The sequence below is a fragment of the Arenibacter sp. S6351L genome (genome assembly GCF_023016025.1).
In the GTDB taxonomy this organism is placed as follows: Bacteria; Bacteroidota; Bacteroidia; order Flavobacteriales; family Flavobacteriaceae; genus Arenibacter; species Arenibacter algicola_B.
This window is the reverse complement of the sequence record NZ_JALKBB010000005.1, coordinates 177,683-195,871: the sequence shown is the minus strand read 5'-3', so window position 1 is coordinate 195,871 and position 18,189 is coordinate 177,683. Positions and strand designations below refer to the sequence as shown.

Genomic DNA, 18,189 nt, shown 5'->3' with positions numbered 1-18,189 from the left:
CCTTTCCGCCAGCCTTTTAAACTTGTAGTGTAGCTAAAAATAATGTAAATTTCAGGTACATAGGGTTCTAGCTATAGTAAGCATGCCCAATCAATTTTTGCATAGTGCATATTCACCCAACCACAAACATACTCCAATGAAGAAAATCATACTTCTATGTTATCTCCTTTTAAATTGGACGGTATTATATTCACAGAACGAAAAAATAAACGTCATCGTTTTTGGCGCACATCCCGATGATTGCGATATCGACACCGGGGGTACGGCCATTTTACTGGCCAAGTTGGGCCACAATGTAAAATTTGTTTCCTTGACCAACGGTGATGCCGGTCATTATGCCATGGGCGGAGGGGAACTTGCCAAAATAAGAATTGCAGAGGCCAAGGAAGCTGGTAAAAGGTTTGGGGTGGAATATACGGTATTGGACAACCATGATGGGGAATTGATGCCTACTTTGGAAAATCGACTAAAGGTGATACGTGAAATTAGAAAATGGAATGCCGATGTGGTCATTGCCCCTAGACCCAATGACTATCATCCGGACCATAGGTATACAGGGGTTTTGGTACAGGACGCCGCCTATATGGTAATAGTTCCCAATGTAGCCCCGGAAGTACCACCGCTCCAAAAAAATCCTGTTTTCCTTTACTCGGAAGATAGTTTTCAAAAACCTAGTCCATTCGAACCCGATATCGCCGTAATTATCGATGCTGTTTTTGATCAAAAAGTGTATGCCATGTCGGCACACAAATCACAATTCTTTGAATGGCTTCCCTGGACAGCAGGAAATTTGGACAAAGTGCCCAAGGATGATAAGGGCAGGTTGGAAATGTTGGCCAATTGGCGATCACAACCTCCCAAGGAGGCCCTCCTTAAATGTGCTGAAAAATGGTACGGGACAAAAGCTTCCAGCGCCAAACATATAGAGGGTTTTGAAATATGTGAGTACGGCAAGCAGCCCACTGATGAAGAAATTAGGACTCTTTTCCCCATGCTCCAAAAATAACTGCATTTAAGATAAAAGGCAATATTGCCTAGTCCAGGATTTTCTTGGCATTTTCGCTATATACTTTCTTCAAAACCTCATCGCTAAGACCCAACCCGTTAAACGACCAATGATAGGAAGATATATTCCGGTCATAAAAATGTTCATCCTCGCTTTCCAGAATACGAAAGGTTAATTCGTACATTTCCGGGTCGGTTCCCATATCGGTACCATAGACCAATTTATCCTGATACTTTTCATAAAAACGTTTCGTATAACGTGGAACTGCCGCCGTTTCCGCATATCTGGCAGAAATATCAGCGTACATATTATCATATTTATCCAAAAGTCTCCCCAAAATATCCAGATCATAACTACAATTGGCAAAGTGACAGGCAATAAAAGTGGTTTTTGGATTTTCCCTAACCGCATTTTCCAAGGTAGTAATTAGTTCTGCATGCGTTAATAGCCCTTCCCTTGTTGTATCTATTCTCCATTTGTATGCATTCATCAGCCCATCATTATGGACATCCATTGGTTCGTACATCCACATGGGATCAGCCACATGAATACTCACCGGCATGCCCAATTCACCACATTTTTCCCATAATGGTTTCATCCTCTTATCATCGGCATGCATTCCTTTTGCCGGTGTTGGCTTAGAGTAAAAAAACCCAAAACCCTTATCGCCCAATTCACCAACGCCTTTTGCTCCCATCCTAAAACATCTTTCCAATTCCTTTACCGCGCGCTTGCTCCAGCCTTTTTCTTCATAACCGGTAAAATCGAAGCCGCACCAAAGCTCAAAACGGTCCCCGTATTTGGAATAAAGATTAACGATACTGTCAAAGGACTTCCCTGTCTGATAAGTGAGTATAATAGATTTTGCAATCCCTGCCCGGTCCATTGTCTTCACCCAATCGCTTATTTCCTGTTCCGATTTTGGATAGGGATGCGAATGAAAATCCACCACAGGAAACTTAGCTTTGGAGACCTTGGTATTAGGGGTATTATAAATGGATACTGGCTCGTAATCCTTAAGCAGAATATCTTCTTGTGCTTTTACTGAATTGAAAATAAAAGCAGCACATAGAAAAATGAAGTAGTTAATTTTCATATCGAGTATCATGGGAATTGAACCGTGATGCTAGACCCCATGTATCTCAAATATAACAATTTAAACATTACGTACTACAAGCAGTTTAACCAATCCTCGGCATGGACTATGATGGCCAGGTTGGGTTCCTGGCCTTATTGATTTCCTAGTCCTCTAAATTTTAAAAGTGATAACGGGTATTTTGGAATGATTGGTCACATCTTCCCCTATACTTCCCATTAGGAAATGGGTCAACCCCTTTCTACCATGAGTGGGCAATCCTATTAAATCGGCATTCCTGCTTTCACTAAAAGCCAGTATTCCCCTCTCTACACTATAGTCGTTATAAATCTCGACTTCCAAACTCGCCTTGGCCAAATGCAGGAACCTATTAATTTTCTTAAAAGCATCCTTAGTGCTCAGAAAATTATCTCCTGGAGTATTTATATTTACCAAAATCAATTCAGCAGCCAGCTTATCCGCCAATTTCTTGGCCCTTTGAAAGGCTTCTAGATTTTCTTCCTCAAAATCACAGGCAAATACAAATCTCTTTACCTCAAAACCCTCAATATAGTCTTTGATGACCAAAACGGGAACATTGGAATTTCTGACCATTTTCTCCGCATTGGAACCCACAAAAATTTCTTTGATTCCGTCGGCCCCCTGAGACCCCATAACAATTAGATCTGCCTGATGCTTTTCTGCTACCGCGTTAACTTCGCTATACACTTTATGATGCTTAACTATAGGGGTAATCTTGATTCCCTTTAGATATGGCTTTTCCAAAAATGTTTCAAACCTTTTTTCTGCCAATTTTATTAAGAACACGGCTTGCTCATAGTGCGCCTGCTCATTGGAGGAAACAAGGGCCTCCGACAATTCCAGCATATGCAGGACAAAAATCTCGGATCCGTATTTTGTAGCAATGGAAGCGGCCGTTTTAAGGGCATTTTCAGATTGTTCTGAAAAATCGACAGGTACAATAATTTTTTTCATAGATTTATTTTTACTGATTTTATTATCAAGAGTTTAAAAAATAGTCCAGCACAACTAAATAGTCATCGAAAACAATCTAGTATCCGGTGCCTTGCGATGCAGGAACAAATCGAACGCCATACACACATTGCGTACAAAAGGCCTTCCTTTTTCGGTAACATAAATACCATTGGAAACAATTTCCACCAAACCATCCAAAGCCATTTCCTTTAGTTTGTCCTTGACCTCGTCCAATTCGTCAAACCTTTCATTTTCATTCTCCCAGCTCGTCCTAAATTTACACATTAAATTTAAGATATGCCTGCGAATAACCCTGTCTTCTTCGGTTAAAATATGACCTCTATAAATAGGAATAATGTTACTTTCCACTAGGTGGTGATACTCTTCCAGGCTTTTTACATTTTGCGCAAAGCTATCCCAACTATCACTTATACTGGAAATTCCCAAACCTACCATTACTCTGGTCTTAGAGGCGGTATAGCCCATAAAATTCCTATGTAAGATTCCGTTCTCCATAGCCTTGAAAAGCGAATCTGTCTTTAGTGAAAAATGATCCATTCCTATTTCCGAATAGCCCACTTCAGCCAACAATGTCTTGCCCATCTCATATTGCTCCCGCTTCTCCTCCGCCGTTGGCAAATCCGAATCCTTATACCCTCTTTGTCCATTACCTTTTAACCAAGGAACATGTGCATAACTATAGAAGGCCAATCGATCTGGCATTAATTCCTTGGTCTTTAAAATAGTTTCGGCAACATCTTCCTTCGTTTGGAAGGGCAAACCAAAAATAATATCATGGCCTACGGAAGTATATCCTATTTCCCTGGCCCATTGGGTAACATTTTTTACATTTTCAAAAGGTTGCAGCCTATGAATGGCAAGCTGAACCTTCTTGTTATAATCCTGAACCCCATAACTTACCCGTCTAAACCCTACATCATAAAGAGCCTTTAGATGTTCTTTGGTGGTGTTATTTGGATGTCCTTCAAAACTAAACTCGTAATTCTCTGCACGGGTGGCCGAGGTAAAAATACCGTTGATAAGCCTTGTCAAATTTTCCGGCGAGAAGAAAGTAGGGGTTCCACCCCCCAGATGAAGCTCCTTTATCCTTGGTTTTGTTTCAAATAGATCACAATAAAGTTTCCACTCCTTCAACACATCGCTGATATACGGATTTTCAACTTCATGCCGCTTGGTAATTCTTTTATGACATCCACAAAAAGTACAGAGGCTTTCGCAAAAAGGCAAATGGATATATAGACTTATGCCCTCCTCTTCGTTACTTTCATTAAAATTCTTGATTAAGGTATTTTGCCATTGACGGCCAGAAAAAGATTCCAGATCCCAATAGGGAACCGTAGGGTAGCTGGTATATCTGGGACCGGGGATATTGTATTTTTGAACTAAATTGGTCATAAGCTATTGTTGTTTGCAATAGCCACAAAAGTAGCATGACACGGACTTTAAAAATATGACACTTATCAGGTTTCACTATCATCCATAAACTAAGTCCCACGATTCCAGACCATTTAATTGCCGAAATAATCATTCTTCTCAAGGATTTGAAGCCAGCCTTAATTTAAATAATCGTTAAAAACAGTACAATTAGAAACTAATTTTTTAAATAATCCGTTCTAGAAGCCCCTTTATGATAAAAACTATATTTTTGTAAACTTAAAAATAACCAATTATGACATTACTTTTAATGGCGGCCGGAAGTGGTAGCCGATATGGCAAACTTAAACAATTTGATGATTTGGGTCCTAAAGACGAGTTCCTAATGGAATTTAGTATCTATGACGCCCTGAAAAATGGTTTTGACCATGTAGTTGCCATTACAAAAAAAGAAAATGTAGATTTTTTGAAAGAGCACTTATCCAGCAGATTGCCAAAAAATATTAAACTGGATGTTTTGGCCCAGGAAGTAAACGATCTTCCGGAAGGGGTAACCTTTACAGGTGAAAGAGCAAAACCATGGGGCACGGCACATGCAGTATGGACCGCTAGAAATGTAATTGATAGACCATTCGCCATTATTAATGCGGATGATTATTACGGAAAAAATGCCTTTGAAAGTGCAGCCACTTTCATTAAAAACAATGGGAACAAAGAGACTTTTGGTCTTATTGCCTACATTCTAAAAAACACCTTATCGGAACACGGTTCAGTTTCAAGAGGTGTCTGTAAGTCAGAGAATGGAAAACTAACCTCCATAAACGAACATACTAAAATAGAGGCCCAAGATAATGTGATTATAGATACGGATTCAGGCACCAAATTTACCGGGGAAGAATTGGTCAGCATGAACTTTTGGGTTTGCCAACCGTCTATTTTTCCATTCATCACAGAATACCTTAAAGGTTTTATTGCCAATAAGGATAATATTGCCAAAGGGGAAATTTATCTACCTTTTGCAATAAAAGAAATGATAAACAACAATTTGATAGATGTGGATGTAATTCCTTCAGCCAGTCAATGGTTCGGGGTTACCTACGCCAGCGATAAGGAAATGGCTGTTTCCGAATTACAGCGTATGACAGACAATAATGGGTACACCTCTCCTCTATGGGACAATGTTTAGAATAGCTTATCCATGATTGAAAATAAAAATGTTGAGCTTAACGAGTTGTTGAAAAACTTCTCCATAGATAGGAAAACCTATGAGTTCCAAGGAATAAACCAGGGTTATATCAATGACACTTATTTGGTCCTGGACAATCATTACCCATTGTACATTCTTCAAAGGGTAAACCACAATGTCTTTAAGGATGTACATGGGCTAATGGGCAATATCGCCAACGCATTCCAACATTTACAGGACCAAAATTACACGGCCATTGAACTCTTAAAAACGGAATCGGACAATTCCTATTTTAAGGATGAAAAAACAGGATATTGGAGGTTGATGACCTATCTCAACAACACCACGGCCTATGACAATGCCACGGATACGGACATTGCATTCGAGGCCGGTAGGGTGGTAGGAAAATTTCATCAACTTCTGGCAGAGGCTCCCTTGGACAATTTTGTGGATACCATTCCACAATTCCATAATCTGCCGTTAAGGGAAAATCAATTTGAAGAATCCCTTCTATCCGCGAAAACAGAAAAATTGGAAACTGCCAAAAAGGCCATAGTTTTTGCCAAGGAAACCTTGGAAAAACTGAAAATTTTGGACAATTCCAAGTTGCCATTACGGGTTTGCCACAATGACACCAAATTAAACAATATCCTATTCTCCAAAGAAGACAATAAGGCCCTTTGTCTTATAGATCTGGACACCATTATGAAGGGATATTTTTATTTTGATTTTGGCGATGCCATAAGAACCGTTGCAAATACCGCTGCCGAAGACGAACAGGATCACGACAAGATTACTTTTGAAAGACCTTTGTTCGAAGCCTTCATAAAGGGCTTGGAGAGTAACGGCCCTTTTTTATACAAAGAAGAAATTGACCTTCTGCCTTGGGGAGCTGTATTTATGCCCTTCATCCACGGTTTAAGGGCCCTTACAGACTACCTGAACGACAATATCTATTACAAGGTATCTTACGAAAACCAGAATTTGGACCGCTGTTTAAGCTTGTTCGATTTCACCAATAAAGCCCTTCAAGAAATAGGGCATATGAACCAAGTAGTAAAAAAAGGGCTAACACCTAAGGTTTAATTTTTTTTGGTATCGGTAAAGTTTAAACCCTCTTGGTGGAATCCCTAACGATTAGGCTGGTTTTAATCACCTTGGTGGTGCAATCCATATATTCCTTGCTCTCTATCCTTTCAATAAGGACCTTGGCCGCAGTTTCCCCTATATAAGTACCGTGCTGACTCACTGCAGTAAGTGCCGGACTTACGTAGCGAGATAATTTGCCATTGGTAAACCCTATAACGGAAATGTCTTCTGGTACTCTATATCCCCTAGACTTTATCAATTTCAAAACCTCTACCGCTGTAATTTCATCCAAAGCCATTATACCATCTATAGACTTATAATTTAATAAAAAAGTCACCAGAACTTCCATATCGTCCTCCTTGCCTACCCTTAATATTAATTTATCATCAAAGGGAATATTAGCCTCTTCCAATGCTTTCCTATATCCTTCCACCCGCAGTTTCCCCACGCTGGAATGGTCAATAGCAGTAACCAGGGCAACCGTCCTGCAACCGAGATTTATAAAATATTTGGTGGTTTTATAACCGGCCTCAAAATCATCCACCACTACCTTGTCACATAGGATTTCATCCGAAACCCTATCGAACATAACCAAGGGAATCTGTTCGTCCAGGATATTCTGAAAATGATCCAGTTTGTTCTTAAATTGAGTTTCCTCTGCCATGGACACAATTAATCCATCCACAGTACCCCCGCCTAGAAATTCAAGTGTTGCAACTTCCTTTTCATAGGATTCATCGCTGATACAGCTAAGTAAAATATACCCGCGTTCGTTAGCTACTTTTTCAATCCCTGAAAATACCTGTGTAAAAAAATAATTGAGAATATTGGGCACCACAACCCCTATGGTCTTTGTTTTCCGCTGCAATAAACTAAGGGCCACTTTGTTTGGCCTGTACTTATTATCCTTGGCAAACTGCTGTATTTTAGCCTTTAGTCCATCACTAATTTCATGACTATCGTTGATAGCCTTGGAAACCGTTGATATGGAAACACCAAAATATTGGGCAATCTCCTTTAGGGTTATTTTTTTCATAGAATCATCTTATCCCGAATTTCGGTAAAATAACTCCGTTTAGAATATTTTTAAAAGATTTTTTGAAAAAATCTTTAGATTACCCTAGGTCAATTGCCCAATTTCTTAATACTATTTATGCTTGTTATATGTATTGATTGATGATGTTCTCGAACAGCTCCTGTTTTCCGCTCTGCAACTTCAATTCCCCATTTTCCTGGGCTATTTTGTAAAGGGCTTCCAGATTCAATTTACCATTCTCAAAGTCCTTCCCTTTTCCTGAATCGAAAGAACTATATCTTTCCGCAAGCATCTTCTCATAGGCAGAGGAAGAAATAATTCTATCGGCAGTAAGCAAAGCACGGGCAAAGGTATCTGCTCCTCCTATATGGGCATGGAAAACATCATCCAAATCCGTAGAATTCCTTCTTATTTTGGCATCAAAGTTTACACCACCACCTTGCAGTCCGCCTGCTTTAAGGAATACCAACATTGCCTCGGTAGTTTCTTGAATATTGTTTGGGAACTGATCGGTATCCCATCCATTTTGGTAATCCCCCCTATTGGCATCTATACTACCCAACATTCCGGCTTTGGCCGCCACTGCCAATTCATGTTGAAAAGTATGCTGGGCCAAGGTGGCGTGATTCACCTCTATGTTTATTTTAAAGTCTTTCTCCAACCCGTATTCACGAAGAAATCCTATAGCAGTTGCGGTATCAAAGTCGTATTGATGCTTGGAAGGTTCCATAGGCTTGGGCTCTATAAAAAAGGTACCTTTAAATCCTTGGGCTCTTGCATAATCCCTTGCCATTCCCAAGAATTGGGCCATATGGTCCAATTCGCGGCCCATATCTGTATTTAAAAGAGACATATAACCTTCCCTTCCTCCCCAGAAAACATAATTCTCGCCACCAAGAGCAATAGTAGCATCCAAGGCCAATTTTATCTGGCCCCCTGCCCTTGCCACTACATTAAAATCAGGGTTGGTAGCAGCCCCGTTCATATAACGTGGATTGGAGAAACAATTGGCAGTTCCCCACAATAATTTAATTCCTGAGTCGGCCTTTTTTTCCTTAAGGTAATCAGTAATTATTGACAATCTTTTCTCCGATTCCGCAAAAGTGGCTCCTTCCTGTATAAGATCAAAATCATGGAAACAAAAATAATCAAAGCCCATTTTACTGATAAACTCAAAAGCCGCATCTGCCTTGTCCTTGGCTGCCTGCACGGGGTCCGAAGACTGGTCCCAAGCAAAATTCTGGGTACCGGGACCGAACGGATCTGCTCCCTGCCCGCAGAAGGTATGCCAATATGCTATGGCAAACTTAAAATGCTCGCGCATGGTTTTCCCAGCAACCACTTGGTCTGGATTGTAATATTTGAATGCCATAGGATTATCAGATTCCTTGCCCTCAAATTTAATATCGCCTATTCCCTTAAAATATTCCTTGTTTCCAATTATTGCCATCTCTTATTTATTATTTAATGATTAGTTCCAATTCCTTTTTCCAATTCTCATACGCCTTTTGATAAGCACTTTTATCCTTCAAAGGTTTAAAAGTCTTAACATGGTCGTTATTGGTTATATAAGTTCCAAATTTTTCAAATCCCCCATCTTGAATTCCAGCGGCACGTGCAGCGCCAATTGCCCCTGTGGTATTGTAAATTTCAATTTCCTGTGATACTAGTGTTGCTACGGTATTGGAGAAAATTTCCGACCTGAACAAATTATCATTCCCGGCACGCATTACCTCAATGGATATGCCGTCCGATTTCAAGATTTCCATGCCATAGACAAAGGAAAAGGCTATCCCTTCCAAAGCCGCCCTACAAACATGTGCCTTGGTATGATTATTAAGGTTGATGTTGACCAATCTGGTCCCTACCTCCCTATTATTCAACATCCGCTCCGCTCCGTTACCGAAAGGAATTAAACATACCCCGTCCGAGCCTACTGAAATTTCGGAAGCCAAAGTATTCATTTCCTCATAAGAGTCCACATCCAAATTATTCAACAGCCAACGGTATTGAATTCCAGCTCCATTGATGTTTAATAATTTACCAACTCTAGGAGTTTTTTGGGTATAGTTGACGTGTGCAAAATTGTTCACCCTAGTACTCTCCTTACCAGAAAGATTATCGGTAACAGCGTACACTACCCCTGACGTACCGCCTGTTGCCGCTACCTCTCCGGGATTAAATACATTTAGGGACAAAGCATTGTTAGGCTGATCACCCGCTCTATATAGTATGGGCGTGCCAACTGCCAAGCCACTTTCTTGGGCCCCTTTGGCATCCACTTCGGATTGAAGTCCAAAAGTATCCACAATATCCGGAATAAAGGACTTGGGAATACCATAATGCCCAAGGAGCAGATCTGCCACCGAATCTTCCTTGAAATCCCAAAGAATTCCCTCGGACAATCCTGAAATAGTGGTATTGATAATATTGGAAAAACGAAAGGCAATATAATCTCCCGGAAGCATTAGCTTGTCTGCCGTCTTATAAAGCTCTGGTTCGTTTTCCTTTACCCATTTTAATTTAGAAGCTGTAAAATTTGCCGGCGAATTCAATAAATGGGCCTTACAGATGTCCTCGCCAATGTCGCCATAGGCCTTCCGTCCTATTTCCACCGCACGGCTATCGCACCAAATAATGGATTTCCTTACCGGCTCTCCCTGCTTGTCCACCAATACCAATCCATGCATCTGATAGGCAATACCTACTCCCTTTATTTGATTTTCCTCTACACCGTACTTTTGTTTTATTTTTTTAATGCCGCTACAGACATATCCCCACCATTCCTTGGGATCTTGTTCTGCCCAGCCATTTTTCACGGCGAGCATCTCCATTTCCGTTTCCGGCTCCTGTACTACCCCAATACTTTTTCCAGTAGCCACCTCTACCAAAGCCACCTTAATTGAAGAGCTGCCAATATCCAATCCCAAATAATACATATGTCTCAATATTTTAGAGGATAAATTCTCAATATGAAAATTTATGAAGATCCAATCAAATATATTAAAATCTATATCATCGCCTGCATATTGCCCCATAATGACCCCACAAGCAAGGTTGGGCAAATTATGAAATGTACCGAGAACTTAACATACAACTACCTGTATATTAAGTGGTTATATGTTTTTCGTGAATAATCGTAATTTTTCGAAAACGCTTTCGTAGAATTTGGGATTGCAGAAGGCTTTAATCCTTCTTTAGGATGGCATACAGCATGAAAAGCTATTGATTGGATTTACTTCTCTTTCTTGCTCACCAAACCTTTGGTAAACTCGTTCAAGGTTTCCACCTTTTCCTCGAAGTCACCTTTTATAGTCTTCCGGAATTCGTTTAAATTTTTTACCAGATCATCTATATTCTCTGGAATTACATCTTCAAAAAACTGTCGCAGGCGCTTGGCGGTAGTGGGCGATTTACCATTGGTGGAGATGGCCACCTTTACATTGCCCTTGGTGACAATCCCTCCCATGTAAAAATCACAAAAAGGTGGGTTATCGGCTACGTTAACTAGGATATGCCTTTCCCGGCAATCGTGATATACCTGTTCGTTTACAGCCACCTTATCAGTGGTTGCAATAACCATATGACGCCCTTCCAAGTACGTTTTATTGTACCAATCCTTGGTTATTTTTACTTGATGTTTTTTGGCAAGTTCCAATGTTTGAGGTAAAAATTCCGGTGCCACCATTTCTACTTGGGCGTGTGGGCTAGATTTAAGCATAAAAGTCAGTTTTTCCAGACCAACGTTACCTCCGCCTACTATAAGGATATTTAGCTGGGATACTTTTAAAAAAACAGGGTATAATTCATTCCTTTCCATATTGCCTCTTGTTTTAATCCAATACACATGCACCTACAATAATTGCTTTTTCCAATAAAAAAGCAATCCATTCAAAGATAAGACACAAAATGCTTGACCCTCTTTCATTTTGGATAGATTTTGCGATACACCTAGCTGTTTTTGTTAATTCCATAGAAAATCGTGTGTATATTTTTTATTGCCATGGTCAAAAGCGCTAATTTCGATATTCGCAATTCTAAACTAACTTTAAACGATGCCATTGGTTTTGTTTCTTAAAGAAATGTACCACTGGCAACATCACTGCTCAACAACTCTATTATGACCAATTACATCAACTTGAAAAATCTAACCTTATCCCTTTTGCTACTGCTTACCTGTACCACAAGTGCACAAGAACCAGTAGATTATGTCAACCCATTGGTTGGCACAGATTCCAAACCCAGCATGTCCAACGGAAATACCTACCCGGCCATAGCCATGCCCTGGGGAATGAACTTTTGGACTCCACAAACGGGAAAAATGGGCGATGGTTGGGCATACACCTACGCTGCAGATAAATTAAGGGGCTTTAAACAAACCCACCAACCCTCCCCATGGATGAACGATTATGGTCAATTTGCCATTATGCCACTTACTGGAAAATTACGCTTCACAGAAGACGACAGGGCCAGTTGGTATTCGCATAAATCAGAGATCGTAAAGCCTCATTACTATAGTGTTTATTTGGCCGACCATGATATTACCACCGAAATTACCCCCACGGAAAGAGCTGCCATGTTCAGGTTCACCTTTCCTGAAAATGAAAATTCACATGTGGTACTCGATGCCTTGGACAAAGGCTCCTATGTGAAAATTATTCCAAGCGAGCGAAAAATAATAGGATATACCACCAAGAACAGTGGCGGGGTTCCGGAAAATTTTAAAAACTACTTTGTGATGGTCTTTGATAAGGACTTCGAAACCACCAAGACTTTTAGCGGGAAACAACTATTGGATGGTCTGGAGATTGAAACGGACCACGCAGGTGCCATTGTAAGCTTTAAGACAAGGAGAGGCGAGGTCGTTATTGCCAAAGTAGCTTCCTCTTTTATTGGCTATGATCAGGCTGAATTGAATTTAAAAGAGCTTGGTACCGATGATTTTGACACTATAAAACAGAAGGGAAGGGCAGCTTGGAACAAGGAGCTGGGAAGAATCAAGGTAGAAGGCGGCAGTGTAGATCAATTCAGGGCCTTTTACTCCTGTCTGTATAGATCATTACTTTTCCCAAGAAAATTCTTCGAATATGATGCTAACGGAAAAGTAGTGCATTACAGCCCATACAACGGTGAAGTATTGCCGGGTTATATGTTTACCGACACTGGATTTTGGGATACTTTTAGGGCCCTTTTCCCCTTTCTGAACCTAATGTACCCCGAACTCAACTCCCAGATACAAGAAGGTCTTGCCAATGCCTATAAAGAGGGTGGCTGGTTACCGGAATGGGGAAGTCCCGGCCTAAGAAACGTCATGGTAGGAAACAATTCCGCTTCCGTTGTAGCGGATGCCTACTTAAAAAATGGAATCGACCAAAATTATGACATTGCCACATTGTACGAGGCCCTCATCCATGGCGCCAATAATGCAGGCCCCTTAACAGCAGTAGGACGCGCCGGAGTGGATTATTACAATAAACTTGGCTATGTCCCCTATGACGTGGACATCAATGAAAATGCAGCCAGAACCTTGGAATATGCCTATGACGATTTCACCATTTATCAGTTGGCAAAAGCCTTGAACAAACCTAAAAAAGAAATCAACCTATATAAAAAACGAAGTCTGAACTATAAAAACCTGTTCGACCCAGAGACTAAATTAATGCGTGGCAAGAATAAGAACGGCGAATTTATGGCCCCCTTTAATCCCTTTAAATGGGGAGATGCCTTTACCGAAGGCAATAGCTGGCATTACACCTGGTCCGTTTTTCACGACATCCAAGGCTTGGCAAACCTAATGGGCGGCAATGAAGCCTTTGCCGCCAAGTTGGATGAAGTATTTTCATTACCACCAGTTTTTGACGAGAGTTATTACGGCTTTGTAATCCATGAAATACGGGAAATGCAGGTAGCCAATATGGGGCAATATGCCCATGGCAATCAACCAATTCAACACATGCCCTATTTATATAATTTTGCAGGACAACCTTGGAAGACCCAATATTGGGTAAGGGAAACCATGGATAGGATGTATACCCCGGCACCTGACGGATATTGTGGCGATGAGGACAACGGACAAACCTCTGCCTGGTATGTATTCTCGGCCATGGGGTTCTATCCGGTTTGCCCGGGAACAGATCAATATGTATTGGGGACCCCATTGTTCCAAAAAACAACGCTTGTTTTGGAAAACGGGAAGGAAATTAGCATCAATGCTCCTAAAAATAGTGCATCCAACAAATATGTAAATACACTGACCTTAAATGGAAAGACCTATTCCAAAAACTGGTTGAGCCATAAGGAATTGATGCAAGGGGCCGTTTTGGATTTCGAAATGACGGACACGCCAAACAAGGCCAGGGGAACCAAAAGCGAGGATTTTCCTTTTTCACTTTCCAATGAAAAATAGGCAATATTAGTGAAACTATTATAGAACATGTAACCTTCTACAAATCAAAAGCGGCGGACCTTTATACAAGCAAGAAATTGCTTTAGGACCGCCGCATCAATATATATAACCATTTAGGGGTTATGGAATAATTAGGACATTCTTACTTGCCCGTCCCCATAAACGTAATATTTATTGGTTACCAACTGCTCCAGTCCCAGTGGACCTCTATGGTGCAGTTTATCCGTACTGATGGCCAGTTCCGCACCAACGCCCATTTGTCCGCCATCGGTAAATCTGGTAGAGGCATTGTGATATACTGCAGCACTATCCACCTGATCCATGAATTCCATGGCCAGCTCCTTATTCTTGGTCATGATGGTTGCGGAATGCCCTCCGGAATAGTTGTTGATCTTTTGAACCGCCGATTCCAAATCATCTACCGCTCCAACAACACATTTCATGGCCAGGAATTCTTCATACCATATAGACTCGTCTTCCACAACGCTATTTTCAGATAGCACCTCGGCAACTTTGCTATCCACTACAACTGAAACTCCCTGACCCTTTAATATAGTATTGAGCTCCTTTACCTTATTGGAATAATTCTCAATATTAACATCAACCAGGATTTTATCCAGCGCATTACAGGCCGAGATCTTTTGGGTCTTGGCATTTAGTATTACCTCTAAACTTTGTGCCCAATCCGCGTCCTTGTCCACAAAAAGGAAATTATTTCCCCTTCCACTGACCAATACCGCACATTTGGCATGCTCCTTTACAAACGCAATCAAGCGTTCCCCGCCACGAGGGACAATCAAGTCCAACTTTTCGGTAGGATTCCTCAAAAACTCCTGGGTCTCCTCCCTATTCATATGTAGCAGTTGGATCCATTGGGTATCCAAACCATTTTCCTTTAGCGCCAAGTGCCAACATTTCTCCAATTCAACATTACTGTGTACAGCTTCCTTTCCTCCCTTCAACAAAATTTTATTATTGGCTTTGAAGGCCAAAACAGCGGCTTCTATGGTAACATCAGGCCTGGATTCATAAATAATCATTATGGTCCCAAAAGGCGCTGTCTTGTTTTCAATTTTCAATCCATTTTCCAGGGCCTGTTCCGATTTTATTTTACCCACTGGATCTTCTTGCTGTAGCACCTCTTGGATAGCTGCAATCATTCCGTCCACCTTTTTATCATCTACGATGAGTCTATCGTACATAGACCTGTCCGTTTTATCAAAAAGATCCAAATCTTTCTGATTGGCCGTTATTATTTCTTTCCTTTTGCTATCCAAAATCCTCATCATGGATCGCAACACCTTATTTTTAATATCCGTATTTAATAATTTCATTTGTTTTATTTTTCGTTAGCTTATGTTATACCGTAATCTTGGTACCCACGCTCTTCCCTTCCACAATATCCAGAATAACACGTTTTCTTTTACCATTGGCAATATATGTCGGGATATTCTTGGAGGCGGTCTGCTTCGCTATATTCAACTTAGAGCCCATACCCCCTCTACCTTCTGCTTCACCTTTGTCTATGGTCTTTATATATTTCTCCACGTTCTGATCTACGCTCACATTCTTTATTACCTCGGTATCCTTATCATCTGGATGTCCTGTAAATAAGCCATCCGTATCCGTAAGGATGATCAATTTATCGGCTTTGGTAAGTTCCGCTACCAGACTGGCCAACTCATCGTTGTCCGAGAACATGGAGTTGGTCAAGGAAACAGCGTCATCCTCATTGGCAATTGGCACTACACCTTCTGCCAATAGGCCTTCATAACAATTAATCATATTATCGCGGTGGTTTCCAGGGTTAAAATCCCTTTTGGTTGCCAGCACTTGGGCACACTTCATTCCGTAATCTTGAAATATATTGTAGTAGTGGCGCATCATCCTAGGCTGGCCAATGGCCGAATACACTTGTCGCCTGGTGGCCTTGTCCGTAATCTGGCTCTCCCCCATCACTTCCATGCCGGCAATAACCGATCCCGACGAAACCAAAACCGACATTATATTGCGTTCGTACAATTCTGCTATCTGTTGTACCAAATGATCAAGAACAGGCTTAACGATCCTATTGTCCTTGTTGGTCATTACATTGGTACCCACTTTTATAACTACTCTCTGTTTATACATATCTTATTTTTCCTTTCCCAGCTCTACTGCTCTATTAAAAGCGGAATAGGCTGCTTCCTTTATAAGTTCCTTTACATTGTTATCTTCCATGGAATCCAATGCTGCCCTGGTTGTCCCTCCTTTAGATGCTACTTTATCCATCCACGAATTGGGAGAAAGATCGGATTGATTGAATAGGTCTACCGCTCCTTCAAAAGTGTGGCTTACCAACATCTTGCTGTCATTGGCCGAAAATCCCATTTTTAAGGCAGCTTCCATCATACTCTGCATAAAATAGAAAACATAAGCCGGGCCGCTACCAGAAATACCTGTGGAGGCATCAATGAATTTTTCCGAGCTAACCAAAATTGATTTCCCAGTCGTGTCCAATAAATTTTCTATGGTCAATAATTCTATCCTTGAAACTTCCTTGGAAGCCGTATATGAAGTTACCCCTTTCCCAATCTGAGCAGGTAAATTTGGCATAGCACGGACAATTTTTTGAAGCCCAAGCTGGTCTTGCATCGACTTTATTGTTACTCCGGCCATTATTGAAATAACGATTTGCCCCTCATTGACGAGGTTTTTCATCTTCTTAAATAAATCCTCGCTATGAAACGGCTTAACCGCAATGAAAATTAAATCTGCCTTGGGTACGCAATCCTCCAAATTTTCATGTACTTCAAAATGTAAAATCTTTTTTAAGGACAAGGTCTTTTCCTGGGAACTGTCCAAGATCATTAAATTTCTTTTCTTTAACAATTTTGATTTTGACATGGACTCCGCGTAGGTCAATCCCATGTTCCCCGCCCCAATTACTAATACTTTCATGTATTGTTTTTAAGTTAATACTTTAATTTACAACCCCATTTGCACAATAACCATGCGATACCCCAGTATTCCATATCGAGTTTAACTGTTGATATGATTTTAACATAGACAAAACCTATACATTGCCCTTAGCCTATACTATTGTTGCAATTCGATTTTTAATCTGGATTGGAAAATTTTTGCTTCAAGGCCTTCAAGCGTAGAATAAATTATTGCAAAACCTGACAAAATGGTGTTTGCCCATAAGAATTGGCAAGAATGAACCATGCCAGTCCACCCTTTCAAATAATATCAATTGTAGTAAATTGACCCTGTAATGGGTTAGATGTATGAAACAGTCCTATCCTTGCATAGAAGAACCGGCAAGTAATAACAAATAGGGCTATGGATTTACCCTTCCTTAATGTAAAAAGTAAATTTTCAACATGATAGCCTCCTCATTAAATTCATTGGACACTCCATGGGGTATAGACCCATCAAAATAAAGAAGATCTCCCTTTTCAATAAGCACCTTATCTTTCTTGAGTAAGTAGTTTACCTTGCCTCCCAACACATATATCAATTCATTGGCATTGGTAGAGATAGGCTTCCGATAAGCTCCAGCAGCAACATTAACAATATACACCCTAATACTACTGTCCGAAGAAGGGCTGGACAATAAATGGGTATATTCCAGATTAACGGAATCTTCACGATCTTCCTTGGTCCCTGTTCCGTTTTTGATAACTATATAATCCCCAGTTACATTGGAGGACAGGTCCAACTCGGACAAATCTATACTCAGGGTCTGCATTATTTTTAAAAGTACTGGGAGAGATGGGGTGGTTCTTAAATTCTCAATTTTAGAAATAAGTCCGGCACTAACACCGGTTCTTTTGGCTACTTGCTGCAAGGTCAAATCTCTTTTTTGGCGGGCCAATTTTAATTGCCGCCCAATATTTATAAGAATGTCATCCATTTATCCATTATTGGTCATGTGCTGGCAAAGAACTTGCTGCAAAGACGTTATTACAGCAAAAATAGACATTTATTTTAATAGAAAAATACTAAAAACCACAGC

15 protein-coding genes are annotated in these 18,189 nt (G+C 40.6%); 4 read left to right on the top strand and 11 right to left on the bottom strand.

The window, feature by feature from the left end:
* Positions 1 to 136: 136 nt before the first annotated feature.
* Positions 137 to 1,006, top strand: a complete 870-nt coding sequence (locus tag MWU82_RS06220) for a PIG-L family deacetylase (protein ID WP_247095692.1) — start codon at positions 137 to 139, stop codon at positions 1,004 to 1,006.
* A 28-nt stretch (positions 1,007 to 1,034) separates the two neighbouring features.
* Here the strand turns inward: MWU82_RS06220 and MWU82_RS06215 are convergent, their stop codons facing one another.
* From MWU82_RS06215 to hemN, 3 genes are all read right to left on the bottom strand, one after another.
* On the bottom strand, positions 1,035 to 2,102 hold the full coding sequence (locus tag MWU82_RS06215; RefSeq protein ID WP_247095691.1) for an amidohydrolase family protein: 1,068 nt from the start codon (positions 2,100 to 2,102) through the stop codon (positions 1,035 to 1,037).
* Between the two features lie 153 nt (positions 2,103 to 2,255).
* Complete coding sequence (locus tag MWU82_RS06210) at positions 2,256 to 3,077, bottom strand: universal stress protein (RefSeq protein WP_215947310.1); 822 nt, start codon at positions 3,075 to 3,077, stop codon at positions 2,256 to 2,258.
* 54 nt (positions 3,078 to 3,131) lie between these two features.
* The gene (gene hemN / locus MWU82_RS06205; RefSeq protein ID WP_247095689.1) at positions 3,132 to 4,493 is read right to left on the bottom strand and encodes an oxygen-independent coproporphyrinogen III oxidase; all 1,362 of its coding nucleotides are present in this window, start codon (positions 4,491 to 4,493) and stop codon (positions 3,132 to 3,134) included.
* Positions 4,494 to 4,767: 274 nt separating this feature from the next.
* On the opposite strand from hemN, the gene MWU82_RS06200 reads away from it, so the two are divergent.
* Complete coding sequence (locus MWU82_RS06200) at positions 4,768 to 5,658, top strand: sugar phosphate nucleotidyltransferase (protein WP_247095687.1); 891 nt, start codon at positions 4,768 to 4,770, stop codon at positions 5,656 to 5,658.
* A 12-nt stretch (positions 5,659 to 5,670) separates the two neighbouring features.
* Complete coding sequence (locus MWU82_RS06195) at positions 5,671 to 6,744, top strand: aminoglycoside phosphotransferase family protein (RefSeq protein ID WP_247095685.1); 1,074 nt, start codon at positions 5,671 to 5,673, stop codon at positions 6,742 to 6,744.
* Between the two features lie 22 nt (positions 6,745 to 6,766).
* Here MWU82_RS06195 and MWU82_RS06190 read toward each other — a convergent pair whose 3' ends face one another.
* From MWU82_RS06190 to MWU82_RS06175, 4 genes are all read right to left on the bottom strand, one after another.
* A complete protein-coding gene (locus MWU82_RS06190) occupies positions 6,767 to 7,783 on the bottom strand; it encodes a LacI family DNA-binding transcriptional regulator (protein WP_215947307.1) in 1,017 nt (338 codons plus the stop codon).
* Between the two features lie 124 nt (positions 7,784 to 7,907).
* Positions 7,908 to 9,233 carry a xylose isomerase gene (gene xylA, locus MWU82_RS06185; protein WP_247095684.1) on the bottom strand — a complete coding sequence of 442 codons (1,326 nt, stop codon included), beginning with the start codon at positions 9,231 to 9,233 and terminating at the stop codon, positions 7,908 to 7,910.
* Between the two features lie 10 nt (positions 9,234 to 9,243).
* Complete coding sequence (locus MWU82_RS06180; RefSeq protein WP_215947412.1) at positions 9,244 to 10,722, bottom strand: FGGY family carbohydrate kinase; 1,479 nt, start codon at positions 10,720 to 10,722, stop codon at positions 9,244 to 9,246.
* A 296-nt stretch (positions 10,723 to 11,018) separates the two neighbouring features.
* Entirely contained in the window at positions 11,019 to 11,603 is a 585-nt protein-coding gene (locus MWU82_RS06175; RefSeq protein ID WP_215947305.1) for a bifunctional precorrin-2 dehydrogenase/sirohydrochlorin ferrochelatase, read from the bottom strand.
* A gap of 300 nt (positions 11,604 to 11,903) precedes the next feature.
* On the opposite strand from MWU82_RS06175, the gene MWU82_RS06170 reads away from it, so the two are divergent.
* On the top strand, positions 11,904 to 14,189 hold the full coding sequence (locus MWU82_RS06170) for a GH92 family glycosyl hydrolase (protein WP_247095682.1): 2,286 nt from the start codon (positions 11,904 to 11,906) through the stop codon (positions 14,187 to 14,189).
* A gap of 131 nt (positions 14,190 to 14,320) precedes the next feature.
* Here MWU82_RS06170 and MWU82_RS06165 read toward each other — a convergent pair whose 3' ends face one another.
* The 4 genes from MWU82_RS06165 to MWU82_RS06150 all read right to left on the bottom strand — a co-directional run bounded on the left by MWU82_RS06165 (position 14,321) and on the right by MWU82_RS06150 (position 18,087).
* Positions 14,321 to 15,523, bottom strand: a complete 1,203-nt coding sequence (locus tag MWU82_RS06165) for a glutamate-5-semialdehyde dehydrogenase (RefSeq protein ID WP_247095681.1) — start codon at positions 15,521 to 15,523, stop codon at positions 14,321 to 14,323.
* Positions 15,524 to 15,548: 25 nt separating this feature from the next.
* The gene (gene proB, locus MWU82_RS06160) at positions 15,549 to 16,319 is read right to left on the bottom strand and encodes a glutamate 5-kinase (RefSeq protein WP_215947302.1); all 771 of its coding nucleotides are present in this window, start codon (positions 16,317 to 16,319) and stop codon (positions 15,549 to 15,551) included.
* A gap of 3 nt (positions 16,320 to 16,322) precedes the next feature.
* Positions 16,323 to 17,129, bottom strand: a complete 807-nt coding sequence (gene proC / locus MWU82_RS06155) for a pyrroline-5-carboxylate reductase (protein ID WP_215947301.1) — start codon at positions 17,127 to 17,129, stop codon at positions 16,323 to 16,325.
* Positions 17,130 to 17,529: 400 nt separating this feature from the next.
* Positions 17,530 to 18,087, bottom strand: a complete 558-nt coding sequence (locus tag MWU82_RS06150; protein ID WP_111623794.1) for a helix-turn-helix domain-containing protein — start codon at positions 18,085 to 18,087, stop codon at positions 17,530 to 17,532.
* Between the last annotated feature and the right edge of the window lie 102 nt (positions 18,088 to 18,189).